This is a genomic window from Fibrobacter sp. (assembly GCF_017551775.1).
Lineage (GTDB): Bacteria > Fibrobacterota > Fibrobacteria > Fibrobacterales > Fibrobacteraceae > Fibrobacter.
On the sequence record NZ_JAFZKX010000045.1, the window covers coordinates 1 to 15,732 of the forward strand.

At 52.6% G+C, this 15,732-nt stretch carries 10 protein-coding genes; 6 read left to right on the forward strand and 4 right to left on the reverse strand.

All coding sequences use genetic code 11. The features are described 5' to 3' along the window. The first annotated feature begins 29 nt into the window (after window positions 1-29). The 3 genes from IK012_RS05590 (at window position 30) to IK012_RS05600 (ending at window position 7,916) form a co-directional block, all read left to right on the forward strand. Window positions 30-1,967 carry a C1 family peptidase gene (locus tag IK012_RS05590; RefSeq protein ID WP_290951663.1) on the forward strand — a complete coding sequence of 646 codons (1,938 nt, stop codon included), beginning with the start codon at window positions 30-32 and terminating at the stop codon, window positions 1,965-1,967. Window positions 1,968-2,115: 148 nt separating this feature from the next. Next, on the forward strand, window positions 2,116-6,042 hold the full coding sequence (locus IK012_RS05595) for a hypothetical protein (protein WP_290951665.1): 3,927 nt from the start codon (window positions 2,116-2,118) through the stop codon (window positions 6,040-6,042). Then, on the forward strand, window positions 6,039-7,916 hold the full coding sequence (locus IK012_RS05600; RefSeq protein WP_290951668.1) for a BamA/TamA family outer membrane protein: 1,878 nt from the start codon (window positions 6,039-6,041) through the stop codon (window positions 7,914-7,916). The genes IK012_RS05595 and IK012_RS05600 overlap by 4 nt, the downstream gene beginning before the upstream one ends. Window positions 7,917-8,013: 97 nt before the next feature. Here the strand turns inward: IK012_RS05600 and IK012_RS05605 are convergent, their stop codons facing one another. Together IK012_RS05605 and IK012_RS05610 are read right to left on the reverse strand one after the other, a co-directional pair. Further along, entirely contained in the window at window positions 8,014-8,856 is an 843-nt protein-coding gene (locus tag IK012_RS05605; protein ID WP_290951670.1) for an ABC transporter ATP-binding protein, read from the reverse strand. A 19-nt stretch (window positions 8,857-8,875) separates the two neighbouring features. Beyond that, complete coding sequence (locus tag IK012_RS05610) at window positions 8,876-9,574, reverse strand: hypothetical protein (RefSeq protein ID WP_290951673.1); 699 nt, start codon at window positions 9,572-9,574, stop codon at window positions 8,876-8,878. Between the two features lie 215 nt (window positions 9,575-9,789). Between IK012_RS05610 and IK012_RS05615 the strand changes: the two genes are divergently transcribed. The 3 genes from IK012_RS05615 to IK012_RS05625 are packed head-to-tail and all read left to right on the forward strand — an operon-like array spanning window position 9,790 to window position 14,492. Beyond that, on the forward strand, window positions 9,790-10,695 hold the full coding sequence (locus tag IK012_RS05615; RefSeq protein WP_290951676.1) for a 4Fe-4S binding protein: 906 nt from the start codon (window positions 9,790-9,792) through the stop codon (window positions 10,693-10,695). Between the two features lie 9 nt (window positions 10,696-10,704). Then, window positions 10,705-13,410 carry a pyruvate formate lyase family protein gene (locus tag IK012_RS05620; protein WP_290951678.1) on the forward strand — a complete coding sequence of 902 codons (2,706 nt, stop codon included), beginning with the start codon at window positions 10,705-10,707 and terminating at the stop codon, window positions 13,408-13,410. 2 nt (window positions 13,411-13,412) lie between these two features. Further along, on the forward strand, window positions 13,413-14,492 hold the full coding sequence (locus tag IK012_RS05625) for an HAD family hydrolase (RefSeq protein WP_290951680.1): 1,080 nt from the start codon (window positions 13,413-13,415) through the stop codon (window positions 14,490-14,492). A gap of 59 nt (window positions 14,493-14,551) precedes the next feature. Here the strand turns inward: IK012_RS05625 and IK012_RS05630 are convergent, their stop codons facing one another. Next, window positions 14,552-15,280, reverse strand: a complete 729-nt coding sequence (locus IK012_RS05630) for a fibrobacter succinogenes major paralogous domain-containing protein (protein ID WP_290951683.1) — start codon at window positions 15,278-15,280, stop codon at window positions 14,552-14,554. 65 nt (window positions 15,281-15,345) lie between these two features. Next, window positions 15,346-15,732, reverse strand: a 387-nt coding sequence (locus tag IK012_RS05635) for an FISUMP domain-containing protein (RefSeq protein WP_290951686.1), incomplete at its 5' end; no start/stop codon positions are given.

A 15,732-nucleotide genomic window follows, 5' to 3' on the forward strand; every position in this document is an offset into this window, starting at 1 on the left:
CACACACAGGGGGGCTTTTTGAGGTTTTTATGAATCATGGTTTTCTTGCTCCAAGGTTGTCTTTTTGGCTGCTTTGCGGTTTCGCCTTTGCGGCGGATTTGCCTTCGGCGGTAGACAATTCCGATAATCCGTATTTTTTTCGCGGTTATGACCAAGGCGAATCGGGCGCGTGTGCGTCAATTTCCCGCATCACGATGTCGCTCGGTTACGAACGCAACGCCTATTACAGGGTTCCTGCGGATTCTTCGAACCTTTTGCCGGCGTTTTTCACATGGCAGGTCGTAGCGTCTGGGCATGCGTCTGAGGCGTTGCTTGCCCAAAAGGTTGGTATTCCCGATGCCGCTACTTACGGAGGAATCCTTTATTCGAATACCTACGGGAAATCTTCGGCCAATGTGCCCGAAGACTACGGCTGGATGCAGGGTTACACGCGTTGGCATAATGCCATGCACAACAGAATCGACAGCGTGACTTTTGTTTCGCTTGCAACACCCGAAGGCCGGGATTCGCTCAAGGGTTGGCTCTACAATCATTGGGGCGATACGAGTTATGCCGCAGGCGGAGTGGGCGCCGCCAGTTTTGATATTGATTCCTGGACGCTGGATACGCTCAAAATCAGGGATGAATCCTGGATTGTCGCAACATCGCTCCCGGGAGCAACAAACCATTCGGTGACAATCGCGGGTTACAACGACAGCATTTGCATCGGTGAAAATTGCGGCGTGTGGATTGTGCAGAACAGCTGGGGACTCACCTTCGGAAACGAAGGACGGTTCCTCGTTCCGTACAACGTCTATGCGGAGAGCCGTTCCCCTGTCGTTGAAGTTTTCCACTTGCGCAAGGATTACGCCCCCAAGCGCACCGTGAAAGTCCGCATGGCATACGGGAACCGCTCAAAGATTCGGCTTTCCGTAGGCGTTTCGCAGGATACTTCATCGGATGCTCCGTCAAGAACGGAATACCTCTACCATTTCCGAAACGACGGTTTCAAAGGCCCGATGCTCGGCAAGTGGAGAGACGGTGTGCATACTGAAGAGATGGAATTCGGTTACGACCTTACGGACATCTCGTCGGGATTCGATTTGCGGAAACCGCTCAAGTATTTCTTTACCATTCAGAGGGAAGATTACGAAGACGAAGGAACGCTTTCATTCCTGAGCGTCAAGGATTATGCCGGCGACAGCTTGGTGCAAGAACTTGTCGTAGTCAAAGATACTGTGAAACTTTCGGATCAAGGGCGTTATGAATGGGCGTTTGTCATGCCCGGGAATCCGGCTGCCGCCATGGATTACGTTCTGAGCGGCAACTACACTTTTGAAAATCTCCCCCCCACCGATTCCAAGAGTTCTACGCAAAATCTCCGGGATTGGGACCCTTCTACGGTCTGGAAATCTACAAACCTGAACAAATTCCCGGTTGAATTTTCAATATTGACCGATGAGGAAACCTTCGGGCTCATGTACCAAGGCGACGATATATCGGACGGTTTCTTGCGCAACTTCACCATTTCGGGAACTGCCGACGGCGAGGAATATCAGGAACTTGCCTCTGGAATGTTCAAGGAAGATGAATCGCCGCAGTATGTATTTTGGAAGTCGGGGAAATACACGCAAATCAAAATGGAAGTAGATGACTTGTGGCCGTCATCGGATAATTTGGCGTATATCGCAGAACTGATGTTGCTCGTGCCGCCGGATTCCGCGCCATTTAAGGCTGTCACCGTAGATGGGCTTGTCGCAGGCGGCCTCCCGGATGCGGAATATCCGCTATTGCCCATCGAACACGACAGCTCCGATTCAGCGGATGTTGAAGCCTCGGATTTTGCAAAATCTTCGGATAATCGCCATGGCGGCCAAAACGCAAGGCCGGCCCCCGCAAAGGTGCTTATCCAGAACAATGAAGTTTTGATTCTCAAGGACGGAGAAATATATCGCATAAACGGCGTTCGATACAAAAAAAGCCCATAAAAATACTACACAAAAAAGCACTATGTAAGAAAGAAATAACCCACGAACCGAAAAAAGCGTTAACTCGTTGAGTATCATAGAGTTAACGCCCTTTCCGAAGCAAACGTCGGCCCCAGGCCAAGACAATATTTTTCTATTATTAGGGCCGTTGAAGAAAGGTACTTCGACATTTTCGTTGACCGCCGCAATCGTGACGGTCGTTGTAGGCGTTCTCGCACTGGGCGCCTGGTTTGCCTACATTGCCCTAACGACGTACCTTTCCACCCCCCACACCTACGGCGATGTCGAAGTGATTCCCTACGGCCACAACATCAAGGGTCTGCTCACGCATTCCTGGGATTCAGTCACCGTGAAACAAGGCGGAAATACCTACACCGTGCGCAATTTCAGCATGGACGTTTCCATCCTGAGCGAGAAGAAGGGGGCGACAGTCGAAATTGGCGAACTCGACGTGCAGGTCAACACCAACGCATCAAGTTCGAAACAGAAGAAAGGTTCCTCCAAAGGCCCGACGGAAGCACTCGAGTTCCCGGACAAGGTGAAGTTCTACCTGCCAGTAGAAGTTTCCGCCGGAAAAATCAGCGTGGACGTGGACAAAGACACGCCGCAGCAAATGCACTGGCAGGCCGAGAACTTCAAGTTCAAGAGCGAAGGGATGCAACAGGCATCCATAAAGCTCGACTCCATTCAGGGAGACTACATCAGCGAGACGGCGAGCATCGACATCAAGGCCGATTTCGAAGGCGACAACATGAAAGTGAAGGGCAAGCTCGCCGCAGGCAGCGACGGCTTCGACCTCGACGTGAACCTCCCCAAGGACAACCTCGCCGCGGTAAGCACGAACATCGACATGGAAGTCAAGGACCCGAAGAAATGGATTCCCGTAGAACTCCCGCCCGCGCTCCCGACCATCGGCGCCGTGAAGGTGAAGGGCACTGTGAAGCTGGACCCCAAGACGCAGAAGCCGCAGTACAACCTCAACCTGAAGACGAGGATTGGCGAGTTCTGGCCCCTCATGGCATGCAACGCGACTGTAAACCTGAAGGGCGACGACGAAAGGTTCCACTTCGAAACGGACCTCAACAACGACGAAGGCGGACACATTCACCTCGAAGGCGACGCGGACAAGAACCTTGACGGCGACCTCACCGGGTACGTCGAATACATGAGTTCCGAATTCGGGCCGCAGATGATGCCGCTCGATGTAAAAATCCATTCGGCACACAAAGAAGGCGACCGCATCGACGTGAGCCTGGAGACAAGGCAGGGGTCCGCAATCGACGCGACTATCGACCTGAGCAAGGACGTGAACATCGTATTCACCGGAGACATTTCGCCTTACGAACCCTGGGCGCTGGACTGGAACTTCGGTTACCTCACCCTCCCGAACCGATTCAACATCAACGGCTCGTTCCGGAACGGCGTGATGCACGCGAAGGCAAAGATCCCGAACGTAGAATTCGCTTACCACATGAAGGCGGACTCCCTCGAAGTGGAACTCGACCTCAACGAAAACGGCATCGTCTTCACAAACGGCATCATCTACACCGAAAAAGAGACATTCGACTTCTTCGGCGACGTGATGTGGGAAGACGAAGACCCGCACACCTCGTGGGACGTGACGCAGCGCCACGGTGGGCACGCCTACGCCTACATCGCCTGGACGGATTCCATCACCATCAAGATGATCGCGGACAGCGTGGACGTGAGCACCATTCCGTTTGCAAAGATCAAGCTTGCCAACGAAATGAACGGCGAAGTCACCGGCATGTGGCGCCACAACTTCACGGACAACTCCGGCGAAGTCGACATCATCGCGGACGGCAACTACCAGCCCTTCGACTTCCGCGCCCGCATCAAGGCAAGGCAGAACGGCGACTCCATATTCATCGACAAGTTCCATGCGATGCAAGACAAGAACCGCGTCGAAGCGGAAGCCGTATTCATATTGCCCAACGATTCGAATCCGGACTTTAAGCCCACCGGAATTTTGCCCATACAGGTCGTGCACGCATGGGCTTCGGCAAAGGACTTCAGCATTCCGACACTTCTCGAGCCGCTCAACGATACCACCTTCTCCGAAGGGTTCATGAACGGTGACGTTTCGTACGAACAGGGCAAGGGCCTGCTCGGCAACATCGACTTCACGAAGCTCAGCCTGAGCAAGATTCCGACAAGCGTCCTCAAGATTGACAGGATGAACCTGTTTGCCGAAGGTGACCGCACAGAACTGAACGCCTACGTGAACATCGGCAACGGCGGATGGGCGGGTTCTACGCAGGTCATCATCAACAACATCTTCGACAACAAGCGCCACGTGAGCTTCGTCCACAGCACCGACAATGGTGGCGACGTAACGCTGGAAGGCGACGTCGATTCCGCATTTATCTTCAAAGGAAAACTGAACGTTTCGGGTTCGTGGTTTATCCCGGGTACCACGGCAGAAATCACCAAGACGGATTTGCAGGTCGACATCACTTCCAACATCCGCGAAGGCATCAAGGGAATCACCGCCGAGATCAAGTCGGATTCCACATTAATCCAACCGCCCAAGATGGGCCGCAAGATTCCGTTCAGCGTAACGGGTCACGTAGAAAACGGCATCGCCGAAATCACCGAGCTCTTGACCCGCAACAAGGACGGCGAAACCATTACCGCTTCCGCATCCTACAACATCGACAGCCTGAAGCTCGAAAAGTTCGACATTTTCTCCGAGCAATTCAGTTTCAAATCCGGGCAGCATTCCATAATGGTGAAGGAAGTCTCCGGCTCGCTGAACGATTACGACAACGAACTCGTCGTATCGGTGAGCCTCCCCTACATCCAGTACAACTTCTTCGACGAGACCTTCGGCGAGGCCGAAGTGCACGCCCAGAGCGACCTCGACTTTTCCATGCCGCGCCTCACCGGCGACCGCCTGCGAAACAACTCCATTTCGGGCAAGGTGATCGTCGACAAGATGGTTTACCACAAGGCGCTCGAAATCCAGATTACGCCTTCTTCGCTGAACCGCATCCTCACGATGTTCAACAACTTTATCACGAGACTTCGTACTACCGAGGCGCAAGAAGCGAAGATTTCGACGGCAAGTCCCATCAACCTCATGGTCCACGTGAACGACTCCCAACGCGATTCCATCGCCGTCGTGACTCCGTTCGCGGCTTTCCCCTTCACGTTCGACTTCTGGGTTCTGGGCAACACGAACAGACCCCTATTGCGCGGCGACGTCATCAATTCGAACAACGGCTTCATCGGCGTTCAGGAACTTTACGAATTCGAGCTGAACTCCTTCAGCATCTCGTGGATGGACGTTCCGTGGCAGCAGGGCGTCGTCGAGGTATCGAGTACGCAGGAACTCCCCTACTGTGACGATTCCAGGGACAAGGAAAACGAGACCTGTCCCATCAACTTCGATATTACCGGTACGATTACGAACCCGCAACCGACACCCAGCAGCAACTGCGGTACAGAATCGAGCGCGGCGGCGACCTACTACAACATCATCCTCGGCTGCATCGCCGACAACAACGACGAATCTACCGACTGGAACAAGCTCGCCGGCAAGGCCATCGGCAAGGTGCTCTCGACCACGGCGAACAAGACGCTCGGCGGTGAATACATCGGCGATATCGACATGAAGGTGATGCTGTTCAGCAACAACACCACGGGCGACAAGGACTCGAGCTACTTCAAGATACCGATTTCGCTTGACCGCTGGGTCAAGGACCTGAGCCTCATTTTCGGCTACACGCAGGACCAGAGCGAAAACCCGACTTACGACCAGGCGCTGCAATTCGGCGTGAACTACACGCTTCCCGTGTTCAAGGACAAGCAGTTCTCGCACAGGAACCATCTCAACCCGTCGCTATCGCTGAACGGGCTCCTGATTTCGAAACAGTACCTCACCAACACCGGTGCCGGCGGTAACGAAAGCCGCCTCGAAAAGAACATCGGTTTCAACTACGGCTACAGATTCTGGAACCCCTGTCTGCTCGGTATCGGGCATTGCGAAACGGTCTCGCCGAACTCTTCTCTCAAGGAAGTGTCCGACGACAAGCAGGAGACTAAAAAATGAAGAAACTTCTAGCCTTCCTGTTTATCCTTTCTGCATTCGTCTTCGCCGAAGAAACGGAGAAGAACCCGTGGTATGTCAAGTTCGAAGGGAACGCCGTTTTCTCCAACTTCCAGTTGACGGAGCAGCTCGAAATTCCGGATGAATTCGGCAACCTCGATACGATCAAGCAAGACTTCATGATGGGCCTTGCCGTCGAAAACATCCGCGCGCTCTATTATTCGCAGGGTTTCTTCAGCCTCGACATGAAACTCGAAGTCAAAAACGAAGTCGACGAGCAGAACAAGCGCAAACGCGCTTACGCCGTATTCTTGCGCGAAGGCGAGCGTTACCGTTTCGGCGGGACGAACATCATCGTTCCCGACAGTTCAAAAATCGAGATAAACAAGAAACAGCTGAAGACGAACAATACGGACCGAATATTCTCGCAAGACGACATCGCCGAAGACATCCAGTTCATCCAGCAGACATACCGCAAGGCGGGCTACCTGCACACCTACGTGATGCCCAGCGAACTCATCGACACGACGCGCAAGGTCATCATCGTAGAAATCAACGTGAATCCGGGTGCAATCGTCACCATGGGCAACATAAGGAGCACCACGCTGAAGGTCGCCGAGAAGGGTCGCAAGGGTCAAGAAGCGGGTCTTTCGGATACGGCATGGCTATCGTCGCTCTGGAAAACGCCCAAGGGCGAAATCATCGACGGTAACCAGTACATTTCCTTCAAGAACAAACTGCTCTCCACACAGCTTTTCACGCAAATCAAGCTCACAGACTCCCTGAGGGCCGACGGACTTTCGGACGTCCACCTGGATGTCGTCGAACGCATTCCCGGCGAGGCACGCTACGGCCTATTCTTCGAAGAAATGTACGGGTTCGGCGCACTCGCGTATGCGAAGCACAAAAACTTCTTCGGCACGTTCAACGAATTTTCTACCACCTTCCAGCTTGCGCAGAACAAGCAAGAAATTTCTCTCGGCTACGCAAACCCACTCCTGTTCGGGACATCGTTCTCGTTCATCCCGACCGCCATCCGCTTTGAAGACCGCTTAAGTTTCAACCACGAAAAAATCACCCCGCCCGCCTACCCCGACAGCGTGGAAGAGCGTTATGAAATCATCAACCGTGGTGACCTTACCTTCGGCATTACCGACCATATCCGATTCCGCGGCACGCTCGATACGCGCTTTGTGAGCAAGAACGACAACAACATGTTCAAGCTGAAGGCGGAAATCGCCCTTACCTTCGACTACACAGACGATTACTTCAACCCGACAAAAGGTATCCGTATCGCACCCACGGCAGGTGCGGGCACCAACTTGACCGCCTCCCTCGACAATCCCACGATGATCGGTAACCCCTACACCTATGGCGAGGCCACCGTCAACCTGTACCACCCGCTTTTCTGGACATTCTACGGAGCCGTAAGCGGAAGCGTCGGAAAGTTCTTCGAAAAGGCTCTTGAAGACGACGCGCGCGTATTCTACCAGGGAGGAAGCCGTTCCGTCCGCGGGTACCGTTTCCGCAGTATCTATGCGAGCTACACGAGCACCGACGAAGAGGGGAACGAGGTCATCAACACGGGCCTTACCCCGATGTACTTCAGGATAAACGAGGAATTGCGCTGGGCTTTCCCGTGGAAGGGATGGAGGCACTGGCAGATAGTGCAGTTCTACGACTGGACGCACGTGATGGACAGCGAAAAGGATGTCTACAAAGCAAAGACTAGCGAAGCGCTGGGCCTCGGCCTAAGATACCGCTGGCAGTTCCTCACGTTCCGCCTCGATTACGCCTTCAAGAAGGATTTGAGCAACTGGAGCGCCGAAAGTTTCGCCTGGGGCCGATTCGCATTCGACCTGTCGCACACGTTCTAACGCGGCAACTGGTTATTGGTTGCTGGTTATTGGTTATTAGTTATTAGAGATGCGGGTTGCGAGATGTTTATCGCCGGCACGCCGTTTATAGCAAAAACTAAACCGTTTCGCGGTAGAGTTTAGAGAGACTCGCCTGTGCGGAACTGACTTCCGCGTCGATTCCCGCATTTTTCAGAGCTTCGCGCACCTGTTCGGGCGTCACGCCCGCAGGCGTTTCGACCTTGAATGCCGCAGATTCGCCCGCAAGGCCGGCGACGTCTCCGTTTTTCAGCACGCGGCCGCGGTCGATAATCGCAAAATTGGACGCTTCCTCTTCCATCTCGGCAAGGATGTGCGAGCAAACGATGGCCGTGCCGCCTTCCTGCTTGCGCCAGTCAGATAGCAGCGCCCATACCGCCTCGCGCGACATCGGGTCGAGATTGGCGACCGGCTCGTCGAGAATCAAGAGGCGCGGTGCGGGTGCCATCGCGCGCAGCAATTGCACCTTCTGGCGGTTTCCGAGCGAAAGCTTTCCCATGCGGGTATCAAGCGACGGCAGCTCCAGGCTTTTCGCAATGCGGGCAATGCGCTCGCGAGCCTCGGTCTCATTCCACGTCGGGATTCGGGCCGCATAGAAACCGACAAAGTAATCCACGTATTCGTTTATCGAAAGTTTCGGGTAAATTCCCGGATTCTCGAGCAGTATACCGCAGGCGAGCGGGTTAAGGAAGCCATTCTGCCCGCGCACATCTTCTGCAAGTAAAACCTGCCCCGAAAATTTCGCGAAGCGCCCGCACAAGAGGCGAAGCAGCGTCGTCTTGCCCGCACCATTCGGGCCCAGCAACGCAAAGAAACTCCCCCGCGGGATTTCGAGAGTCACGCCCGAAAGCGCGTCCGCAGCCGATTTCGGATAACGGAACGAGACATTCTCTATTTTCACCAGCAGGTTCGAATATTCCATCGCATCGCCCCTGCACTGTTTACTTGCAGAATTCCTTCACCGCTTCGCTCGGGTTCTTGATGAGGGCGAACGCATCCTTAGTCTGGCGAACAGCCTCCATCTGCACCTTCTCGGACGCACGCTGCAGGTACTGGATGCAACGCCAGTCCGCACGCACGGCGGCAATCTGCACCGGTTCCGTACGGTCCTTGATGCTCACGAACTCGAAGGCATGGAAGTCCTGCTTCACGGCCGCAACCACGATGGCCGCAGACGGGCGCACAATATCTTGCAAGGCATGCCAATCGCGTTCCACGAGCGCCGCCTGAATCTTTTCGCCCATGAACGGCACGAACTTGATGGCATCGGCGCTTGCACGGATGGCTTCGGCCCACAGGTCTTCACCGGCGTTGTCAATCTTTTTTACAATCTTCCAGTCGGCACGTACCGCCGCCTTCAGCAGGTCCGGATTTGTAACAAACTTGAGAATATTCGGATCGCCATTCATGGCATCGAGAAGGGCCGCCTCATCCAGGGAATTGAGCGAAGCCTTCAAATCTTCGCAAAGGCCGTTCTTCACGTAGAGAATCGCCTGCACGTTCTGCGCGAAGGCCGCCTTCTGCACGGCTGCCGTCGGGGTCTCGATGAGGCTGATGGCGTACCAGTTCAGCTTTACCGCTTCGAGCTGCTGTTCTTCGGTAGGGTTCTCTATCTTCTTGATTTCAGTCCAAGACTGCATAAAACCTCATATCATTTATTTAAGCCAAAGATAGATTATAAATCCCCGAGACCAAGCATGAAAGGCGTCTCGGCTCCCGAATAACCCGCAAAAACGCCAATTTTGCAAGCGTACCATCCCCTCCCGTCCATGGTTAATCCATTCGGGTTATTGGAAATTAATACTTCCGAAATATACCTTTGCAACAAACCAATAAGACCAAAGTAACAATCCAGATGATTCGTTTATTCAATATCGGATGGCACACAAAGGAGGACGGACCCGGAAACAGGGTCGTTTTGTACCTGCAAGGATGCCACCTGAGGTGTCCCTGGTGCCATTCCCCGCACTCCTGGGACATGAAAAGTTCCCCGCTTCTTTTTTTGGAAAAAAAATGTACACTCTGCGGCCAGTGTGTCAAGGCCTGCCCCCAGGGAGTTCACCGCATAGAGAACGGAAAGCACTTCATTGACCGTTCCAAATGTACAAAATGCGGCAAATGTATTACAATCTGTCCCAATTCCATCGCGAATTCCATGGACGGGGCACTGAGCTTCCCTACAACCGAAATTCCGGTGGAAGAACTCTATTCAAAAATCAAGCCGCAGCTCGACATGTTCAAGAGGAACGGCGGCATTACCTTGAGCGGCGGAGAAGCGCTCCTCCAAAAGGAGGATGTCCGTGAATTGCTCCTGCTATGCAAGCGGGACGGCATATCTACCTGCGTTGAATCCTCGTTCACGCTTCCGCCGCAGGCATACGAATCGGTAAAGGACTGCGTAGATTTCTGGCTTGCGGGCCTTCGCGACACGAGTTTCGGGCTAGCGAATTTCAGGAACGACGAAACCATCATCCGGAACATAAGGATTGTCGCAGGGCATTGTCAAAAGATTTACGCCCGCTACCCGCTAATCGCCTCCAGGACTACGGAGGACACCCACCTGGAACGTTTCGCCTCCATCATGGAAGCGACCGGCATAACGGAAGTAGAAATCATGCGCTGCAACCCGAACATGGAGCTGTTCTATACGCTATCGGGCATTCCATGCAAACTGGAGCAGGCTTCTAGCATTCCTACCGACAGGCAATTCCAAAAAGCCTGCGATTTTTTCGAATCAAGACATATCACAGTCAAAAAATAAGGAGAAACCATGACTGAATTTATTCCCTCCACCAATCGTGTCAAAAAACTGCTTGACAACCTAAAAGAAAGGGCTTTGACCAACCGCTCCGACGAATGGTTCTGCGAAGAGGATTTCAAGAAATCGAAGGAAAAAGTTTTTGAGGACTATGGCTTCACAAACGACAAGGAATATTTCAAACGTCCCGTCATCGAACGCAAGGCCATCGCCATCGACATCATGCTCCGCAGCATGACCGACCCCGAAGTCAGCAAGCACACGCACACGTACGAAATCGAAGACGGGGAACTCATTGTCGGCGTCATGCCCATGGCATCCAACGGGCTAGGGAAAGTTTTCCCGAACTACCTGAGCGAAGAGGAAAAGCGCGCCGCCTCCTACACCAACAAGACGGAACTAGCCATCCTCGGGCACAACACCGTCAATTACGAGAAGCTCCTTTCCAAGGGTATCTGGGAAATCAGGGAAGAAGCGCGAGAAAAAACCGAACAGTATGAAAAAGAAATCGATTCATTCAAAAAAGAGAACCCCGATTTCTACAAGAATATCGACAGGATGGAAACCATTTCCATCATGCAGAATTCCGAAAACACACCGATGCTCACGAGGCACAACGAACTCGTTTCAAAGCGCGAATTTTACAATAGTGTAAAGATAAGCTGCGACGCTGTTATCAACTACATGGATAATTTCGCAAAGCTCGCTGAATACGAAAGTAAAAGAACTGACATCAAAATCAGGCAGAACGAGCTCAAGAAAATCGCCGCCATCTGCAACAAGCTCACAATTGATAAGCCGACTACGTTCTATGAAGCACTTCAGTGCGTCTACTTTTTCCACCTCGCCATGCATGCTAGCATGAACCTGATTTCCCTCGGGCGCCTGGACCAGTCCCTGTATAGCTTTTACAAAGAGGACTTCGACAAAGCCCCAAACAAGCAGGCTTTCAGAGCGAAAGCGACCGAGCTTTTCGAATGTTTCATCATCAAGTGCGCTGGCCGCCTGAACCTCACTACAGAATTTCTGGTGGAACAGGACCACATGGACAACAATGCCGCTCTCGGCGTACACCCCTACTATCTGGACCAGCGCGCGGGCGTCAACAACTTCCTGCAGAACATCATCATCGGTGGTCTCACTCCCGATGGCAATGATGCCGAGAACGACATGACCCATATCATTCTCAACGCATATGCGAACGTAAACCTTTCCACCCCGGGTATCTACGTGCGAATGGGCGACTACTCTTCGGCGGATTTGCGTGAATCCGTCGCGAAATGCCTACACCAAACCAAGAACTTGCCCGGCATATTGAACGACAACACCCTTGTCCCCGCCATCCGCGAAGTTCTAGACAAATACGAAACCAGCGACGAAGGGCGCAAAAAAGCCACAAAATTCGCCAACGACTACTGCGTCGACGGCTGCTGGGAACCCATCCTGAACGGAGAATGCGACTGGACTTTCCAGATGATCAGCTGTCTCAACATGTTCCAGTGCGCCATCAACCAGGGCGCCGTCCTGGATACAAACGACGGCATGCTCCGCGGGAGCAAGGTGAGCTTCCGTTCCCCGCAGGTCCACACCTACAGAGAATTCAAGGAAAGTTTCAAGAAGTACATGCAGTTCTTCATCGACCAGGCTGTTTTCACCATGTACGACTGTTACACCATGGATGAATTCGTCACGCCTTCCCCGCTGTTCTCCGCCGTACTCGGCCAATGCATGGAACGCGGGCGCGACAAGTCGTGGGGCGGCACCGGGATGAATATCGCGGGTGTCATCTTGACCGGCGTTCCCGATACCATCAACATCATCGCCGCATTCAAGAAGTTCGTTTTCGAAAAGCAGATGTACGACATCGAAGAAGTCAAGGCGGCCATGGTCCACAACTTCAAGGTCCCGCTGGAGGCCGATTTCCAGCGTCAGGTTCTTTGGAACCAAATCAAGAACAATTTCGACTACAACTGCGCCAAGTTCGGCGACGCTTCCGATGAAATCAAGGAAATCGGCAACTTCGTCCTGAATTCCCTGGTTGAAATCGTGGACAAGTCGAAGGAATTCTCCGAGAAGGTATTCCTGAACTCGCTCAAGGACGAATCTCCGGAAAACGTCAACCTCATCAGGCGACTGAGGCAAATTGCCGGCTACAGCGGAAGTTGCTTCAAGAGAAAGTTCGGCAACGATTTCTGCCTGAGATTCACCGCCGGTTGCGGCACCTTCGAAGGCTACCCGCAGCAGGGACTCGGGGTTGTCGCTACGGCAAACCGCGGCCTGAACGATCCGCTGATTGCAAACTTCTCTCCGGCCCCGGGCTCCATCAAGAACGGGATCGGGAACGTATTCAAGACGCTCTCCCAATTGCCCATGAACAAGATGTCGGCAGGCGCCATCACCGACCTCTGCATCAACGAAAGCGGAGTCGATTACACCGACGTCCAGTCGATTATCGACGCATTCATCAGCAATAACGGCTGCATGATGACACTCGCCCTGGGTGACATCAAAGTATTCCAGCGCATGTACGACCTCTCCAAGGACCTGCTCTACGGCAACGAGACCCAAAAGGCGATTGCCAGGGACGAACTGCCCAAATACCGCGACATTGTCGTCCGCGTAGGCGGATGGCAGGCCCCGTTCATCTCGATGAATCTCGATCAGCAGGCAAACTACATCGCGCGCTTCGTTTCCACCCCCTGCACCAAGGAGAACTAACCATGAAAAAAATCATAACATACATCGCCGGAGCCATCATCCTGCTTGGAATCGGCGGATTCGCAGGGTATAAACTGACCTGCACCCCAAAAAACGATACGCCAGTCACCCCAGACGATATCGCAATTCTGAAGTTGCCGTCGTGGAGCGACGATATGCGGGACAGCATCCTGAATTATCTTCAAGACATAACAGATAGGAGTTCTCCCCTCTACGTTCCGCCCGAAGACAGAATCGCGACATTCGACATGGACGGCACATTCCTTCTGGAAAAGCCGTTTGCAATGGATGTCCTCATTCTGGAATACCATATTCACAAGAACATGAAGGACAGCACCTCGCTAAACAATAAGCTGGATACCTTTTTAAGTCGAGTCGATTCCGTCGGATACATGACAGAAGACGATTACAAGACGCTCGACTCCCTGAAAATGAGAGCCTTCGACAAGCTCCCGGAAGACAACATTGCCGAAATTGCATATAACTTCATGCTAACAGACGTCAAGGACTCAATTAGATTCCGCGGACATCGGTATGTCGACATGTTCTATAAGCCCATGCTGGAACTGTTCAGCGAACTCCAAAAGAACGAATTCAAGGTGTTCGTCGTATCGGGCGCCGACAGGACCGGTCTCTGGGGCTGCATAAAGGCCCTCAAGGAAAAATATCCCGAATACAACCTACAGCTAGACAGGCTAAACCTCATCGGCTCTGACTGGGTGCTCGATGCCGTCGGAAATACCAACAACGATCCGAGCTACATTTTCCAGCATCGTGACCAAGTTGCCCGCAAAGGAGACACGCATGTCACCAGCATCATGATGCAGAAGGTCATAAACATCTACAGGCATATCGGCAAGCCGCCCATTTTCAGCGGCGGTAACACCGACGGGGACTTTTCCATGCTCAACATGGCCATGGGCGACAGCTCCGCCAAGCACAAGGCTATTCTCATCTGGCACGATGATGATTATAGAGAATACAAGTATAGCACATCCGAAGACTGGGCTAAGAAAATTGAACAATATGGATGGATAAAGGTATCCATGAAAGACAATTTCAAGAAAATATTCCTCAAGTAGAGCAATCTTTAGCCACACATAACAAACGCCCTCCGGTTTTAACCGGGGGCCGTTTTACTTTAGTCAGAATCTTTCACACAACGGACAGACAACCCGAATTCCTTGAAGGTTCCGTTCAGGACCGCAGTCTTAGTGAGGCAGACCAAGTGCAATATGTACGCTTCAGCGTTATTGATGAACTCGCTATTGACCTCAGTAGAGCTCCAGAACTCCGCATAGAAGCCCTCGTAGTTGTAATCCACTTCCTTGATGCCAGCAGGCAACGCAGTAAAGGAATAATCATCCGTTCCGTTGCTGCTTATACTCAAGTCACTCAAGTCTTTCAATCCTTCTTTGGACTTGATGTATGCAGGCATCGCAAAGGCCAAGCCAAAGGCCAAGCCTTTCGCACTGCTTTCCCAACCGCTAGTGGACTTGAGCTTGGAGCCTGCTCCCCTCCATTTTTTTTCATTTTCCTTATCCTGTGTTCCGCCCACGGCCTTAAACAGGGTATCGAACTCCACCTTGCTGGGAAGGTGCCAACCAGCGGGGCACGCACCTCTTGCCGCATTCCACGAATAAAGCCTTCCGTATTTCTGGCAGTTTGACTCTTCGTCTTTATAACACCAACTACTATCTGTTTTGAAATTGAGGTTCTCCGCCATCCAAACCTGATTGCCGATTTTCACAGTCTTGTAGGTTTGACCATCGCGGGAATCCGTCATCGATCCAATCTCAGAATTGGAGTCACAAGCGTTTATTGCAAACGACAACGCAAGCAACAGGACTATTATCAACAAACGCTTCATATACACAAATATAAAACAAAAGCCCCGGCGGAGTGCCGGGGGCCGATTTACTTTAGCCTATTTTGTCAAAAAACGTATTTTAGACACCACAATATATATTGACAGAATGATGTAAAAATCCCTACGAGCGTCGTTCTCTTTTTCACCTCTAAACCTTTGATACAACGGACAGAGTGTCCGGTTCCGGTGTCCTTGTGGCCGTAACCCAGGCCTGCAATGTCGTCGTGGTAGTGCAAGTTCATACTCCACGCGAGACCATCATCAGTAGAACCCCAGAAGAACGCGTAAAGGCCCTCATCACGGTAAATCCCTCCGTTGTTGGACCTGTAGCCAGCAGGCAACGCCGTGAACAAGTAGGCATCCGTACCATTGCCGCTTTCCCCTTCATCGTCATCCCAGCCGCTAGTGGACTTGAGCATCTTGCCTGCTGTACTAGAACCGCCAACAGTAGC